Genomic DNA, 14,885 nt, shown 5'->3' with positions numbered 1-14,885 from the left:
CGATCGAGCCCATGGCAAGGGCTCGCGACATAAGACAAGCGCTACAGGCAAGCGGCGCTGCAAGGCAAGCGGCGCTGCAAGGCAAGCGGCGTAGGGCGCAGCGCGACAGGACAAGCGCCAGAGGGCAAGCGACGCGCACAGCCGTCACGTACGTACGCACGCGCGAACCACCGCGGGGGCACCAGGGAGGGGAGCACCATGGGACCCGGACCACGACCGGAGCACATCCGCCGATGGGAGTCGGGAGCGCTGGCCCACGCCGTGAGCGATCCCTTCGGGCTGGGCCCCGTCCCCTGGCTGCGCGGCAGCGAGACGTACTTCGACGACACCGGCAATGTCGTCCCCTGGTACGTGGACGCGCCCCCCGCCCCCACCGACGGAACCCGCCACGGCCCCACCCGCGGCACCCCGCGCGGAGCGCCCCGCGTCCCCGCCCCCCGCACCGCCCCCACCTCCGGCGGCCCCCGCTCCGCCGACGACGTCCGCCGCCAGATCAAGGGCTTCATCTCCACCGGCGCGGTCGCCCCCGGCGACGCCGTCGACTTCCACGTCACGGTCGACCCGCCGCAGGAATTCAGCGTCGACATCTACCGCATCGGTCACTACGACGGCGACGGCGCCGCCAAGATCACCACCAGTCCGCGCCTCTCCGGCATCGTCCAGCCGCCGCCCCTGGCCGCCGACCGCACGGTCTCCTGCCACCACTGGTGGCTCTCCTGGCGTCTCCAGGTCCCGTCGTACTGGAACGTCGGCGCGTACGTCGCCGTCCTCACCACCGCCGACGGCTACCGCTCGCACGTCCCCTTCACGGTCCGCGACGACCACCCCGCCGACCTGCTCCTGGTCCTCCCCGACGTCACCTGGCAGGCCTACAACCTCTACCCCGAGGACGGCCACACCGGCGCCAGCCTTTACCACGCCTGGGACGACGACGGCCGCCTCCTCGGCGAGGCCGACGCCGCGACCACGGTCTCCTTCGACCGGCCCTACGCGGGCGCCGGCCTCCCCCTCCACGTCGGCCACGCCTACGACTTCATCCGCTGGGCCGAGCGCTACGGCTACGACCTCGCCTACGCCGACGCCCGCGACCTGCACGCAGGTCACATCGACCCCACCCGTTACCAGGGCCTGGTCTTCCCCGGCCACGACGAGTACTGGTCGACGAACATGCGCCGCACCGTGGAACTCGCCCGCGACAGCGGCACTTCGCTCGTCTTCCTGTCCGCCAACTCCCTTTACTGGCAGGTGGAGTTGGGGCCGTCCCCGTCGGGCGTGCCCGGCCGGCTGCTCACCTGCCGCAAGCGCAAGGGACCCGGCAAACCCGTCCTCTGGCGCGAGATCGACCGGGCCGAGCAGCAGCTCGTCGGCATCCAGTACGCGGGCCGGGTGCCCGAGCCGCACCCGCTGATCGTGCGTAACGCGAACCACTGGCTGTGGGAGGCGACCGGCGCCCGCGAGGGCGACGGCATCGAGGGCCTGGTCGCGGGCGAGGCCGACCGCTACTTCCCCCGCACCGCCCTCCCGCCCCACGAGGACCGCATCCTTCTCGCCCACTCCCCGTACGCCGACAGCGAGGGCGCCCTCCGCCACCAGGAGACCTCCCTCTACCGTGCCCCCTCAGGCGCCCTGGTCTTCGCCTCCGGAACCTTCGCCTGGTCCCCCGCCCTGGACCGCCCCGGCCACGTGGACCCCCGAGTCCAACGCGCCACAGCCAACCTCCTGGACCGCATCTGCAAGCGAGACTGACCGCCGACGGAGCCCAGGCACTCATACGCGCCTGACCGCTGACGGAGGCCAGGCCCCCCTACGCGACCGACCGCTGCCCAGAGCCACGCCCCCCTACGCGACCGACCGCTGCCCGGAGCCACGCACCCCTCCCCGACCGACCGCTGCCCGGAGCCACGCACCCCACCCCGACCGACCACCGACCGACGCCAGGCACCCATACGCGCCGACCCGCCGACCCGCCGACCATGACCAGGCCCCCATACGGGACAATCGAGCCGTTAGGTCATACCCACGGGGAGGAACCGTGTCCGGATTCGTAGAAAAGCCCGAGCCTCTTCAGGTGCCGGGCCTGGTGCATCTGCACACCGGCAAGGTGCGCGAGCTGTACCAGAACGAGGCGGGCGACCTCGTGATGGTCGCCAGCGACCGTACGTCCGCGTACGACTGGGTGCTGCCGACCGAGATCCCCGACAAGGGCCGCGTCCTCACCCAGCTCTCCCTGTGGTGGTTCGACCAGCTCGCCGACCTGGTCCCGAACCACGTCCTGAGCACGGAGCTGCCCGCCGGCGCCCCCGCCGACTGGGCGGGTCGCACCCTGATCTGCAAGTCGCTGCAGATGGTCCCCGTCGAGTGCGTGGCCCGCGGCTACCTCACCGGCTCGGGCCTCGCCGAGTACCGGGAGTCCCGCACGGTCTGCGGCCTCGCCCTCCCCGAGGGCCTGGTCGACGGCAGCGAACTCCCCGCCCCGATCTTCACCCCCGCCACCAAGGCCGCCGTCGGCGAGCACGACGAGAACGTCTCCTACGAGGAGGTCGCCCGCCAGGTCGGCGCCGACACCGCCGCCCAGCTCCGCCAGGCGACCCTCGCCGTCTACGGCCGCGCCTGCCACATCGCCCGCGACCGGGGCATCATCCTCGCCGACACCAAGTTCGAGTTCGGCTTCGAGGGCGAGACCCTGGTCGCCGCCGACGAGGTCCTCACCCCGGACTCCTCCCGCTTCTGGCCCGCCGACCAGTGGCAGCCCGGCCGCGCCCAGTCCTCGTACGACAAGCAGTTCGTGCGCGACTGGCTGACCTCCGCAGAGTCCGGCTGGGACCGCGCGAGCGAGCAGCCCCCGCCGCCCCTGCCCCAGCAGATCGTGGACGCCACCCGCGCGAAGTACGTCGAGGCCTACGAGCGCCTGACCGGCACGAGCTGGAGCTAGCGGCGCCGACGGCACGAAAAAGGCCCCCGGAGAACCGGGGGCCTTTCCTGAACCGAGCGGACGACCAGGTTCGAACTGGCGACCTCAACCTTGGCAAGGTTGCGCTCTACCAACTGAGCTACGTCCGCATCGCGCCGCGATGAACGCGGTGAACGTCCGTGGCGCGAGGCCAACTATACCCAACCTCGCTGCCGTGCGAGCCGCACCGCCGCGTGCCGGTTCTCCGCCCCGAGCTTGGACACGGCCGACGACAGATAGTTACGCACGGTCCCCTGTGACAGCGCGGCCCGCTCGGCGATCTCCGCGACGGGCGCCCCGTCGGCGGCGAGTTCGAGCACCTCCGCCTCGCGCGAGGTCAGCGGCGAGTCCCCGGCGGCGATCGCGTCGGCCGCCAACTCCGGGTCGACGTAACGGTTCCCGGCGTGCACGGTACGGATGATCTCCGCGAGCCGCTGCGCGCTCACCGTCTTCGGCACGAACCCGCGCACCCCCGCCGCGAGAGCCCGCTTGAGATGCCCCGGCCGGCCGTGGCTCGTGACGATCAGTGCCTGGCAGCCGGGCAGTTCGGTACGCAGGGATGTGGCGACCTTCACACCGTCCGCGCCCGGCATCTGCAGATCCAGGACGGCCACGTCGGGCCGGTGTGCCCGCGCCATCGCCAGCGCCTCCGGCCCGGTGGCCGCCTCGGCGACGATCACGAGGTCGTCCTCCATGGAGAGCAGCGCGGCCAGCGCACCCCGGATGAGGTGTTCGTCGTCCGCGAGCAGCACCCGCACCGTCATGAAGTGACCTCTCTCACAGCAGCCTTCCCGGTCAGCGGCACCTCGGCGACCACTCGGAACACGCCCGCCCCGACGAACCCGGCCTCCAGCCGCCCGTCGACTCCCCGCAGCCGCTCCCGCAGCCCGGCGAGCCCCGACCCGCCGCCTCCGGCGGTGGCCCCGGCCCCGTCGTTCTCCACTGTCAGCACCACATGTTCCTCCGTCCTCCCCAACGTCACCGAGCACCGCCCGGCGTCTCCGTGCCGCAGCACGTTGGTGGTGCTCTCCCGCACCACCCAGCCGAGCGCGGACTGCACCTCGGCGGGCAGCCCGTCGACCTCTCCGCTCACCTCGCAGGTGATCCCGGCGGCCTTCAACACTCCTTGGGCTCCCGCGAGTTCGACTCCGAGGTCGGCCTCCCGGTAGCCCCGTACGACAGCGCGTACCTCCCGCTGCGACTCCCGCGCTATGCGCTGCACCTCGATCATCTGGTCCACGGCGTCCGGCCGGCCGCGCCGGGCCAGTTGCACGGCGAGTTCGCTCTTCAGGGCGATCACGGCCAGATTGCGGCCCATCACGTCGTGCAGGTCCCGCCCGAACCGCAGCCGCTCCTCGGCGACGGCGAGCCGCGTGCGGGTCTCGCGGGCCTCGTCGAGTTCGTAGAAGGAGTTGAGCAGCCAGACGGAGAAGACGGAGGTGAAGGCGAGGAACGCGCCGCCGATCATCACCGCCGACATCGCGACGAGGCTGGCGTAGCCGTTCTGGCTGATCGGGAACGCCACGGCTCCGGTGCCCAGCGAGTAGCCGCTGACGACCGCGAACGCCTGCTGCCGCTCGCGGACGCCGAGCGCGGTGATGCCCGCCCCGAAGATCAGGGCGACCCCGAAGACGGTGGCCGCGGCGTCGGGGACGCCCTCGTGGGCGGAGCCGTGCACGGCGGTCCAGAGCGCGACGACGGCGACCACCCCGGTGGCGGCGGCGAGGCCCCACAGCAGCCCGACGGGTTGTGGTCGGCGCCCGCGCTTCCAGTCCAGCGCCCGCGAGGCCGTCACGGCACAGAGCGCGCTGTGCCCGAGCATCATGGCCGGCAGCCACAGCCCGAACCCGGTCCACAGCGCCCCCACGAAGGGCAGCCCCACCGACAGGCACTCGGCGACCGCGAAGAAGTGGAACGACCACCGTGTGTACGTCTCGACCTTCGCCGGCGTGCTCTTCTGCCGCCACCAGCCCCCAGGCCTGCGCATCCCCATGCCCCACGCCCCCGTCTTCCCGTACTCCCGGCGCTCCCCGTACGTCAGCGCCGGGGCTCCCACCGGAACCACCGCCGTACAGCAAACACCGCCAGCACCGTCCAGGCCAGCGCGGTCGCCAGGGCGCCCAGGGTCTCGTACGCCGACAGGCTGCCGGTCCAGCCGCCGCGTATCAGGGTGATCACCGGGGTCAGCGGGAGCAGTTCGCAGACGGAGGCGAGCCGGTCGGGCAGCATTTCAAGGGGGACGGCCATCCCGGAGCCGATCATCGACACGAGCACCATCGGCATCGTGGTGACCTGCGCGCTCTCCACGCTCCGGGTCACGGACGCCGTGACCGCCGCGAGCGCCGCGCACATCACCAGGCCCAACAGCAGCCCCAGGACGGCGAGATGGGGTGCTTTCGGGGCCGGTATGTCGAGCAGGACCGTGCAGCCCGCCACCAGGACCAGGGACTGCGCCAGCCCGGTGGCGAGGACCGGCAGCGCCGACCCACCGAGGATCTCGGTGTCCCGCAGCTCACCGGTGCGCAGCCGCTTCAGCACCAACTCCTCGCGCCGGGCGGTGTAGATGGCGGCCAGCGCCGAGTACACCCCGAACAGCAGCGAGAAGCCGATCGAGGCGGGCAGCAGCACCAGGCCGACACTGAGCCCGACGTCCTCCACGTCCATGTCCTTGACCACCGTGGCCAGGCTGACGGGCAGCACCAGCGGCACGAAGACGGCCGCGAGGATCGTGCTCTTGCTGCGCCCGAGCAGCGTCAGCTCGGCCCGCGCGAGGGCGGTCATCCGGCTCACGGGAGTCGTGACCGCACCCCTGCTCGCACCCTTGCTCGCACCCCCGCCCGTACCGGTGCCCGCGCCCCTGCCCCCGGAGTCCTTCACCGTCACCCCGTTCACCCCGTTCCCCCCGCTCATGCCGCGACCCCCTCGGTCTGGTCGGCCTGGTCGGCCGTGTCACTGTTCGACGCCTCCCGGGCTATCCCCAGGAACGCTTCCTCCAAGGAGGCCGACCGCACGTCCAGCCTGCGCAGCTCGACGCCGGCCCGCTCGGCCCACACCAGCAGCCCGGTCGCCGCACGCTGCAGCTCCCGCGTACGCAGCCGTACGACGCGGCCCTCGCTCTCGTGACCGCACACGCCCAGTTCGCCCAGCGGTGGCAGGTCGCCCACGAAGTACCCCTCGGGCAGTTCGAAGGTGATCCGGGACGGCTGGGCGCCGGTCACCTCGGCGGGTGTCCCGGCGGCGGCGATGCGGCCCTCGTGCAGGATGGCCAGCCGGTCGGCGAGGTTCTCCGCCTCCTCCAGGTAGTGCGTGGTCAGCAGCACCGTCGTACCGGCGTCGCGCAGGGCGCGGACCAGGTCCCAGGTGTCCCGGCGGCCTTCGGCGTCCAGGCCGGTCGTCGGCTCGTCCAGGAACAGCACCTCGGGTTCGCCGAGCACCGCGAGCGCCAGGTCGAGGCGACGGCGTTCACCGCCGGACAGCTGCTTGACGCGGACGCGGGCCCGCCCGGCGAGCCCGACCAGCGCCAGCGCCTCCCCGACCGGGCGGGCGCCGCTCACGCAGCCGGCCCACATCCGCGCGGTCTCGGCGACGGTCAGCTCGGAGGGGAAGCCGCCCTCCTGGAGCATCACGCCGGTGCGCGGCCGTACGGCGGCCCGCTCGGTGTACGGGTCGTGGCCGAGCACGCCGATCCGCCCGCCGTCGGGCCGCGCGAGGCCTTCCAGCAACTCGACGGTCGATGTCTTTCCGGCCCCATTGGTGCCCAGCAGCGCGAAGATCTCACCGCGGTCGACGTGGAAGGAGATCCCACGGACCGCTTCGAACCCGCCCCCGTACACACGCCGGAGGTCGCTGACCTCAATCACGTGTTCATTCGTGTCCATGCCTCAAGCCTCCCCGCAGCCGGAGGCCGGCAGCAGTGAGAGCTGTCACCACTCCCCATGACAAATGTCAGGTGACGAGCACGGACGCGACGGGCAAGGACGCAACGGGAACGAAAAAGCCCCCCGGCCGAAGCCGGGGGGCTTGATCTCTATCCAGAGCGGACGACCAGGTTCGAACTGGCGACCTCAACCTTGGCAAGGTTGCGCTCTACCAACTGAGCTACGTCCGCATTGCCTCCGACCAGCTTTCACCGATCGGCGCGAGCACCAGCCTACCTGATCCACAACAGTGGTCAGACCGGCGATGCAGAGCGGGTGACAGGAATTGCACACTGCGCCTTCCCCCTGGAAGGGGGATGTTCTGCTACTGAACTACACCCGCGTGTACTCCGTGAGCTGGGCCTTTCGGCCTCGCCCCTCGGCGTGCTCCAGACTCTAGCCGACCGGGAGGGGTGCAGCGCAAGTCGGTTCGTTCGAGGGGCGGATGACCGGTCGGCGGCCCACTGCTCAGCGGGTGCGGTTCAGCGGCGGCGACTCAGAAGACGCGACTCGGCGGCAGCGACTCGGGAACGCGACGTACACGACGTACCGGACGTGGCTCAGAGGACGCGACGTGCCGGACGCGACTCACTGCGCGTCGGTGAACGCCTCGTAGATCCTCTTGGGGATACGGCCGCGGGCCGGCACCTCCATCTTGTTGGCCTGGGCCCAGGCGCGGACCGCCGCGGGGTCGGGTGCGACCTCCGTCTGCTTGTACGCCCGGCCCGACCTCGACCGCTTGCGGCCGGCGTCCACGTAGGGCGCGAGCGCCTTACGCAGTTTCTTGGCATTGGCTTCATTCAGGTCGATCTCGTACGACTTGCCGTCGAGTCCGAAGGCGATCGTTTCCGCCGCTTCCGAGCCGTCGATGTCGTCAAAGAGAGTGACCACGACCTTCTGCGCCACGAATATCGGTCCCTTCGTCCGGCACCACATACACCGTAGCTACGGTGAAGTGCCGAGTCTCGGCTATTTCTAATTCATTTGTACAGTGCGCGGAATGCATTGTGAAGCCCGACTAAATCTGTCCGCGTGTCCGAGCGCAATAGGTTTCCGGGACCGTTCGGGGATCTTTCCCGTAACTTTTCGCGAACACCCGCCTCCGTTGCGCGATCGTGATGGCCGTCACGTAGATTCCTACAACGCTACCCGCGTAGAAATTTTGTGCGGGTAGTCTGAAGGTGCCTGTTGGAGACACCGGCAGGAGCCTGCTCAGCACCACACCACCGGGAGTGCCAGTGGCACGCGTCGTAGTCGACGTCATGCTCAAGCCGGAGATCCTCGACCCCCAGGGCCAGGCGGTGCAGCGCGCACTGCCGCGGCTGGGTTTCGAAGGCATCTCCGACGTACGTCAGGGAAAGCGATTCGAACTGGAAGTTGACGGCCCCGTCGACGACGCCGCCCTCGCCCGCATCCATGATCTTGCGGAATCCTTCCTCGCCAACACCGTGATCGAGGACTTCACGGTCCGCGTTGATGAAGTCGCGGAGGCAGCGAAGTGACCGCTCGTATTGGCGTCGTCACTTTCCCGGGCAGCCTCGACGACCGGGACACGCAGCGTGCGATCCGCCTCGCGGGTGCCGAACCCGTCGCTCTCTGGCACAAGGACAAGAACCTCCACCAGGTGGACGCCGTGGTACTGCCCGGCGGTTTCTCCTACGGCGACTATCTGCGCGCCGGAGCCATCTCCCGCTTCTCGCCGGTGATGGAGACCGTCATCGAGCAGGCGAAGGCCGGCCTTCCGGTCCTGGGTATCTGCAACGGCTTCCAGGTCCTCACCGAGGCCCACCTCCTCCCCGGCGGCATGCTCGGCAACGACCACCTCCACTTCATCTGCCGCGACCAGAAGCTGCGGGTGGAGAACGCGGAGACCGCCTGGACCGCCGACTACGAGGCGGGCCAGGAGATCCACATCCCGCTGAAGAACATGGACGGCCGGTACGTCGCCGACGAGTACACCCTCGACAAGCTCGAGGCGGAGGGCCGCGTCGCCTTCCGGTACGTCGACTTCAATCCGAACGGCTCGCTCCGTGACATCGCCGGCATCACGAACGAGGCCGGGAACGTCGTAGGCCTCATGCCGCACCCGGAGCACGCCGTCGAGCCGCTCATCGGCTCCGGCCGCACCGACGGCCTCCCCTTCTTCACCTCGATCCTCAAGAAGCTGGTCAACGCATGAGCCGGACGCCTCTGGACACGGTCGAGCACGCGGCCGAGACCCCCGACGTCGAGCTGCCCTGGGCCGAACTCGGCCTGAAGAAGGACGAGTACGAGCGGGTCGTGGAGATCCTCGGCCGCCGGCCCACCGGTGCCGAGCTCGCCATGTACTCGGTCATGTGGTCCGAGCACTGCAGCTACAAGTCGTCGAAGGTGCACCTGCGCCAGTTCGGCGAGAAGGCGCCCCAATCAGATGCTCTTCTCGTCGGCATCGGCGAGAACGCGGGCGTGGTGGACGTCGGCCAGGGCTACGCGGTCACCTTCAAGGTCGAGTCGCACAACCACCCCTCCTACGTCGAGCCCTACCAGGGCGCGGCCACGGGCGTCGGCGGCATCGTGCGCGACATCATCGCGATGGGCGCGCGGCCGGTCGCGGTCGTCGACCCGCTGCGCTTCGGCGCGGCGGACCACCCCGACACCAAGCGCGTCCTGCCGGGCGTCGTCGCGGGCATCGGCGGCTACGGCAACTGCCTGGGTCTGCCGAACATCGGCGGCGAGGTCGTCTTCGACTCCTGCTACCAGGGAAACCCGCTGGTCAACGCCGGTGCCATCGGTGTGATGCGGCACGAGGACATTCACCTGGCGAAGGCGTCCGGCGCGGGCAACAAGGTCATCCTGTACGGGGCTCGCACGGGCGGCGACGGCATCGGCGGCGCGTCGATCCTGGCGTCCGAGACCTTCGACGACGCCAAGCCGTCGAAGCGCCCGGCGGTCCAGGTCGGCGACCCCTTCCAGGAGAAGCTCCTCATCGAGTGCACCCTGGAGGCCTTCGCCGAGAAGCTGGTCGTCGGCATCCAGGACCTCGGCGCGGCCGGACTCTCCTGCGCCACCAGCGAGTTGGCGTCCAACGGCTCCGGCGGCATGCGCGTGACGCTGGACGACGTACCGCTGCGCGACTCGACGCTCTCGCCCGAGGAAATCCTCATGAGCGAGTCGCAGGAACGCATGTGCGCGGTCGTCGAGCCGGCGAAGGTCGACCGGTTCCTGGAGATCTGCGACAAGTGGGACGTCATCGCCACCGTCATCGGTGAGGTGACCGACGGCGACCGGCTGGAGATCTTCTGGCACGGCGGCAAGATCGTCGACGTCGACCCGCGCACGGTCGCCCACGACGGCCCGGTCTACGAGCGTCCGTACGCCCGCCCGCACTGGCAGGACGCCCTCCAGGCGGACGACGCCAACAAGCTTCCCCGGCCCACGACTTCGGCGGAGCTCAAGGACCAGGTCCTGCAGCTGGTGGGGTCTCCCAACCAGGCCTCGAAGAAGTGGATCACGTCCCAGTACGACCACTTCGTGCAGGGCAACACCGTTCTCGCCCAGCCCGAGGACTCGGGCATGATCCGGATCGACGAGGAGACCGGCCTCGGCGTCGCCATCGCGACCGACGGCAACGGCCGGTACGCCAAGCTCGACCCGTACGCGGGCGCGCAGTTGGCGCTCTCCGAGGCGTACCGGAACGTGGCGACGACCGGCGCGAAGCCCCTCGCCGTCTCCGACTGCCTGAACTTCGGCTCGCCCGAAGACCCGGCGGTGATGTGGCAGTTCGCGGAGGCCGTGCGCGGACTGGCCGACGCCTGCCAGCAGTTGGGCACCCCGGTGACGGGCGGCAACGTGTCTCTCTACAACCAGACGGGCGAGGTGGCCATCCACCCGACCCCGGTCGTCGCGGTGTTGGGCGTCATCGACGACGTCGCGCGCCGCACGCCGGTCGCCTTCCAGGAAGAGGGCCAGCTCCTCTACCTGCTCGGCGACACACGTGAGGAGTTTGGCGGCTCGGCCTGGTCCCAGGTCGTCCACGACCACCTGGGTGGCCTGCCGCCCAAGGTCGACCTGGAGCGCGAACGCCTCCTCGCCGAGATCCTGATCTCCGCCTCCCGCGACGGAATGGTCGACTCCGCGCACGACCTGTCCGACGGCGGTCTGATCCAGGCGGTCGTCGAGTCGGCGCTGCTCGGTGAGAAGGGCGCGCGTCTGATCGTCCCGGACGGCCTGGACGCCTTCACCCTCCTCTTCTCCGAGTCGGCCGGCCGCGCGGTCGTGGCCGTGCCGCGCTCCGAGGAACTCCGCTTCAACGACATGTGCGGGGCGCGCGGCCTGCCCGTCACCCGCATCGGTGTCGTCGACGGCGACACGGTCGAGCTCCAGGGCGAGTTCGAACTGTCCCTGGAGGAGCTGCGCAAGGCCCACGAGGAGACGATCCCGGCGCTGCTCGCGTAAGCGGTCACGCAGTTTCGCGGTTCCGTGGCTCTACGGCTGTGAAGGCCCCGTTCGTTTCGGCGAGCGGGGCCTTCGTCGTTGCACGCAGGGTCCCGGTGGGTGAGGTGCGGGAATGTGACACTCGGGTACTGAAGTGTCACATTTTTGTGGGGACTACCTGGTGGGCGGGGAGTGGGCTTCGGTGATCCGGAGGATCCCGGTGGCGTAGGGCAGGGGCGAGGGGGCTGGACAGCAGCGTCCGTCGCAGAAGGTGACGGGCGGCCAGGCCCCACCGAGACCGGTGCCCAGGATGCGCCGCGCGGGGAGGGTTTCCCGCTCGGCGGGGACGGGGTCCGGGGGAGCCGGCTCGTCGTACGACGTGAGCAGTAAGACGACGGCGAGCAGCGCGAGGAGACCGGCGAGGCAGCCGAGGACGAGGTCCACGAGGTTCACTTGCGGACCGCCTCCGACGCCAACTCGGTCTCCGTGATCAGCGCTTGGCGCTCGGTGTGATCGGCGAGCCGCACCCAGAGAAACGCCTCCTCGCGTCGACGCCGGCGTACCCGGACCCGACCTGAACGACGACGCCCTCGAAGGGCTCGCGGCGTTCCCGACGGCGGGCGTCGGGCGGGACGTAGGTGGTGCCCCGAACCCGGTCACCGATGAGGAAGGGGGCGTCGGTGCGGGGGCGCGGGCTGGGTTTGCGTGGGGTAGCCATGGGACCACTTTCCGCAGGTGGAGCAGGGCTCCGCAATCGAACAAGGGAATCCCTCGTTGACTGGTATATGCCCGGTGGTGGGCATATGGCTGCGGACGCAGGGCACGGTATGCCAGACTCCGGGCACTGGCTGCGATCCGCCGGGCACCGAGCGTCATTCGGTGGGCATGCGGGTCGAGTTGGTCGGCACAGCACGAAAAGAGGTGGACACGGTGGCAGCGAAGACGGGGCCCACGATCCGTCGTATGCAACTGGGACAGGAGCTGCGACGCCTGCGCGAGCAGGCCGACGGCGGAGGGGAGTTGGGGCGGGGTATCACGAGGGGCCAGGCGGTCAAGGGGACGAGCGTGTCCGAGTCGACCCTGCACCGCGTGGAGAGGGGCCTGACCAGCCTCCCTCGGGTGCAGGACCTCAAGTCACTGCTGAAGCGGTACGGGGTGAGCGACCCGGGGGACATCGAGTTCCTGTTGGACATCCACAAGAACTCGCTGAACCGGGGATGGTGGTCGCCGTACCGGCTCTTCATGCCCTCCGGCTTCAATCTCAGCGTGGGGCTTGAGGGCGACGCCAAGATCCTCAGGATCTACCAACCAGACGTCATGTTCGGGTTGTTCCAGACGGCGTCCTACGCACGAGCCCAGTTCGAGAGCGCCAAGCCGGTCGACGAGCGCAACACGGAGTTCGTCGAGCGGAACATTGAGATCCGGATGAGGCGCAAGGAGGCCATCACCCGCAGCGAACGCCCGGTCGAGATCCACGCGATCCTCGACGAGGCCGTCTTGCGACGCGTGTACGGCGGCCCGGAAGTAATGCGGGAGCAGTACGAACACCTGGCGGAACTGGCGGTGTTGGACAATGTCACCGTGCAGATCCTGCCGATGAGTCAGCCCGTCTACCGCTCCGGCCAGAACTTCATCCTCATGGAGTTCGAGCCGCCCCTGCCCACCGTCGTGAGCGTCGACGGCTTCAGCGCGGTGAACGTCACTGACAAGGACACGGAGATCTGGGCGTACAAGCGTCGGTTCGATGCCATGCGGGCCGACGCCGGCGGGCCCAGGGCGACGCACGACTTCCTGAAGCGAGCGGAACGAGAGTTGGAACAGTCATGACCACACACCACAACGCCCTCGAACTGGCCGACACGGGTGCCTGGTTCAAGTCCTCGTACAGCGACCAAACGGGCGGTAGCTGCGTCGAGGTCGCGAACCTCATCCCGACCCACGCCCGCGTGGCCGTCCGCGACTCCAAGTTCCCGAGCGGCCCCGCCCTCCTGCTGCCGCCGGTGGCATTCACAACCTTCGTCGACCATGTTGGCGAATCCACGAGCGGCCGGGTCCCAGTTCTACGAACGTGACACTCCCAGGGTGATGTGTCACATTTCGCGGGACACCACCCGGGTCTCCGGCACGGACTCGCCAAGACCCGGATCGCCTAGGCGGAATTCGCCGGCAGCGTCGCTGACTAGGCTCACCCGCATGCCCCCGGCCAAGAAGCGCACCCGTGTGTACGACCCCGTCAAGACTCGGGCCGCCGTACTGGCCCAGTTCGTCAACGTGCGGGAGGGGGTCGGCGGGCTCAGCGCGGAGCAGCTCGCGATGCCCACGCGGCTGGCGGGCTGGTCCGTGCGGGAGCTGGCCGCGCACGTGACCATGGCCGTGGAGACCGTCAGCCGCAACCTCGACCGGGACGAGCCCCCGAAAGCGGAGCTCGCCCTCCTGGAGTGGCCCTTCGCCACCGCCGTCCGAGCCGCCGGCATCTCCGACGACACCGTGGCCCTCGCCGCCGCCCACCCCGACCTGGACGCCCTCTACACCCGCACCGGGGAATGCCTCACCGAGGCCCTCGCCACCGCCCCCGGCGACCGCCGCCTCGCCGCCCGCACCGGCGCGATGACCCTCGCCGACTACCTCGTCACCCGTACCGTCGAACTCGTCGTCCACACCGACGACCTCAACGCCGCAGTCCCCGGCCTGGAGATCCCGTACGACCGACAGGCGCTCGCGGCCGCCACCCGGCTGCTCGCCGACGCCCTCGCGGTCAAGGCACCCGGCGGTGCGACGGAGGTGCGGATCCCGCCGTACGCCGTCGTGCAGTGCGTCGAAGGGCCCCGGCACACCCGGGGCACCCCGCCCAACGTCGTCGAGACGGACCCGCTGACCTGGATGCGGCTGGCGACCGGCCGGGTGACCTGGCAGGACGCCGTCGAGGAGGCGAAGGTCAGCGCGAGCGGCGAGCGGGCCGATCTCGCGCATTTGCTGCCGCTGCTGTCGTAGTCGCCGGCGTAGGGGAACCGGTCGTCTCCGGGGACCGTCACATCGGCATGTACACGTACACGGACAAGTACAGGCACAAGCAGCGCATGATGCTGACGGCCGCTGCTGTCGTCCTCATACCGCTCGCCGCGGCCTGCGGCGCGGAGAAGGCCGGCGGCGAACAGCCCGGCAGCGGGGCGGTGAGCGCCGAGCAGCCCGTCACCGGGGTCCGGTGGAACATCGACAGCGTCACTGTCAACGGCACCACCCACCAGGCACCGGACGGCGCGCACCTGGAGATCGAGGACAGCAAGGCGGCGGGCAGCTACGGCTGCAACACCTTCACCGCCACGGCCGCCGTCGCCGCCGACAGCGTCCGCTTCAGCGACGCCCGGTCGACCAGGATGGCCTGCACGGGCCAGCCCATGACCTTCGAGCGCACGCTGTCCGGAACCCTCGGCAAGGGCACCCTCACCACCGAGGTCGAGGGCACCACGCTGACCCTCGGCACAGCCGACGGCGACCAGGTCCACCTGACCAAAAAGTGACGCCGACCCCGGCCCACCGGCCCTATTGGTGTGCGACACCTCACTCACGCGCTCGGAACGGGTCCCCGCCGGGTCACCCCGGAACTC

16 protein-coding genes and 3 tRNA genes are annotated in these 14,885 nt (G+C 70.0%); 9 read left to right on the top strand and 10 right to left on the bottom strand.

Annotated elements, in window-relative coordinates; translation table 11 throughout:
* The first annotated feature begins 198 nt into the window (after positions 1–198).
* Complete coding sequence (locus OG352_RS20645) at positions 199–1,746, top strand: N,N-dimethylformamidase beta subunit family domain-containing protein (RefSeq protein ID WP_329218808.1); 1,548 nt, start codon at positions 199–201, stop codon at positions 1,744–1,746.
* A 286-nt stretch (positions 1,747–2,032) separates the two neighbouring features.
* Positions 2,033–2,932 (top strand): phosphoribosylaminoimidazolesuccinocarboxamide synthase, encoded by a 900-nt coding sequence (locus OG352_RS20640; RefSeq protein ID WP_329218806.1) that lies wholly within the window; start codon positions 2,033–2,035, stop codon positions 2,930–2,932.
* A 55-nt stretch (positions 2,933–2,987) separates the two neighbouring features.
* Here OG352_RS20640 and OG352_RS20635 read toward each other — a convergent pair.
* The 8 genes from OG352_RS20635 to OG352_RS20600 all read right to left on the bottom strand — a co-directional run bounded on the left by OG352_RS20635 (position 2,988) and on the right by OG352_RS20600 (position 7,773).
* Positions 2,988–3,060 (bottom strand) — tRNA-Gly (locus OG352_RS20635).
* Positions 3,061–3,105: 45 nt separating this feature from the next.
* Positions 3,106–3,714 carry a response regulator transcription factor gene (locus OG352_RS20630; protein WP_329218805.1) on the bottom strand — a complete coding sequence of 203 codons (609 nt, stop codon included), beginning with the start codon at positions 3,712–3,714 and terminating at the stop codon, positions 3,106–3,108.
* A complete protein-coding gene (locus OG352_RS20625) occupies positions 3,711–4,937 on the bottom strand; it encodes a sensor histidine kinase (protein ID WP_329223898.1) in 1,227 nt (408 codons plus the stop codon). Before OG352_RS20625 ends, OG352_RS20630 begins: the two co-directional genes overlap by 4 nt.
* 50 nt (positions 4,938–4,987) lie before the next feature.
* Positions 4,988–5,731: an ABC transporter permease gene (locus tag OG352_RS20620; protein ID WP_329223897.1), complete on the bottom strand. Its 744-nt coding sequence runs from the start codon at positions 5,729–5,731 to the stop codon at positions 4,988–4,990.
* A gap of 125 nt (positions 5,732–5,856) precedes the next feature.
* Positions 5,857–6,828: an ABC transporter ATP-binding protein gene (locus OG352_RS20615; protein WP_329218803.1), complete on the bottom strand. Its 972-nt coding sequence runs from the start codon at positions 6,826–6,828 to the stop codon at positions 5,857–5,859.
* A gap of 157 nt (positions 6,829–6,985) precedes the next feature.
* Positions 6,986–7,058, bottom strand: a tRNA-Gly gene (locus tag OG352_RS20610).
* 80 nt (positions 7,059–7,138) lie between these two features.
* Positions 7,139–7,210, bottom strand: a tRNA-Gly gene (locus tag OG352_RS20605).
* A gap of 245 nt (positions 7,211–7,455) precedes the next feature.
* Positions 7,456–7,773, bottom strand: coding sequence for a histone-like nucleoid-structuring protein Lsr2 (locus OG352_RS20600; RefSeq protein ID WP_329218802.1), 318 nt, complete (start codon positions 7,771–7,773; stop codon positions 7,456–7,458).
* Between the two features lie 332 nt (positions 7,774–8,105).
* Here OG352_RS20600 and purS point away from each other — a divergent pair, with 332 nt between their 5' ends.
* The 3 genes from purS to purL are packed head-to-tail and all read left to right on the top strand — an operon-like array spanning position 8,106 to position 11,301.
* A complete protein-coding gene (gene purS / locus OG352_RS20595) occupies positions 8,106–8,369 on the top strand; it encodes a phosphoribosylformylglycinamidine synthase subunit PurS (protein ID WP_329218800.1) in 264 nt (87 codons plus the stop codon).
* Positions 8,366–9,046 carry a phosphoribosylformylglycinamidine synthase subunit PurQ gene (purQ, locus tag OG352_RS20590; protein WP_329218799.1) on the top strand — a complete coding sequence of 227 codons (681 nt, stop codon included), beginning with the start codon at positions 8,366–8,368 and terminating at the stop codon, positions 9,044–9,046. Before purS ends, purQ begins: the two co-directional genes overlap by 4 nt.
* On the top strand, positions 9,043–11,301 hold the full coding sequence (gene purL / locus OG352_RS20585; RefSeq protein WP_329218797.1) for a phosphoribosylformylglycinamidine synthase subunit PurL: 2,259 nt from the start codon (positions 9,043–9,045) through the stop codon (positions 11,299–11,301). The genes purQ and purL overlap by 4 nt, the downstream gene beginning before the upstream one ends.
* Before the next feature lie 153 nt (positions 11,302–11,454).
* Here purL and OG352_RS20580 read toward each other — a convergent pair whose 3' ends face one another.
* Both OG352_RS20580 and OG352_RS20575 read right to left on the bottom strand, forming a co-directional pair.
* Positions 11,455–11,733 (bottom strand): hypothetical protein, encoded by a 279-nt coding sequence (locus OG352_RS20580; RefSeq protein WP_329218796.1) that lies wholly within the window; start codon positions 11,731–11,733, stop codon positions 11,455–11,457.
* A 37-nt stretch (positions 11,734–11,770) separates the two neighbouring features.
* A complete protein-coding gene (locus OG352_RS20575) occupies positions 11,771–11,998 on the bottom strand; it encodes a hypothetical protein (RefSeq protein WP_329218795.1) in 228 nt (75 codons plus the stop codon).
* A 17-nt stretch (positions 11,999–12,015) separates the two neighbouring features.
* Here OG352_RS20575 and OG352_RS20570 point away from each other — a divergent pair, with 17 nt between their 5' ends.
* From OG352_RS20570 to OG352_RS20555, 4 genes are all read left to right on the top strand, one after another.
* Positions 12,016–13,107, top strand: a complete 1,092-nt coding sequence (locus OG352_RS20570) for a helix-turn-helix domain-containing protein (protein WP_329218793.1) — start codon at positions 12,016–12,018, stop codon at positions 13,105–13,107.
* Complete coding sequence (locus OG352_RS20565) at positions 13,104–13,352, top strand: DUF397 domain-containing protein (protein ID WP_329218792.1); 249 nt, start codon at positions 13,104–13,106, stop codon at positions 13,350–13,352. The genes OG352_RS20570 and OG352_RS20565 overlap by 4 nt, the downstream gene beginning before the upstream one ends.
* 121 nt (positions 13,353–13,473) lie before the next feature.
* Complete coding sequence (locus tag OG352_RS20560) at positions 13,474–14,271, top strand: maleylpyruvate isomerase family mycothiol-dependent enzyme (protein ID WP_329218790.1); 798 nt, start codon at positions 13,474–13,476, stop codon at positions 14,269–14,271.
* A gap of 47 nt (positions 14,272–14,318) precedes the next feature.
* Positions 14,319–14,798, top strand: coding sequence for an META domain-containing protein (locus OG352_RS20555; protein ID WP_329218788.1), 480 nt, complete (start codon positions 14,319–14,321; stop codon positions 14,796–14,798).
* Positions 14,799–14,885: the final 87 nt, after the last annotated feature.

This window comes from Streptomyces sp. NBC_01485, assembly GCF_036227125.1.
GTDB lineage: Bacteria > Actinomycetota > Actinomycetes > Streptomycetales > Streptomycetaceae > Streptomyces.
This window is presented reverse-complemented; position numbering and strand designations above follow the sequence as displayed.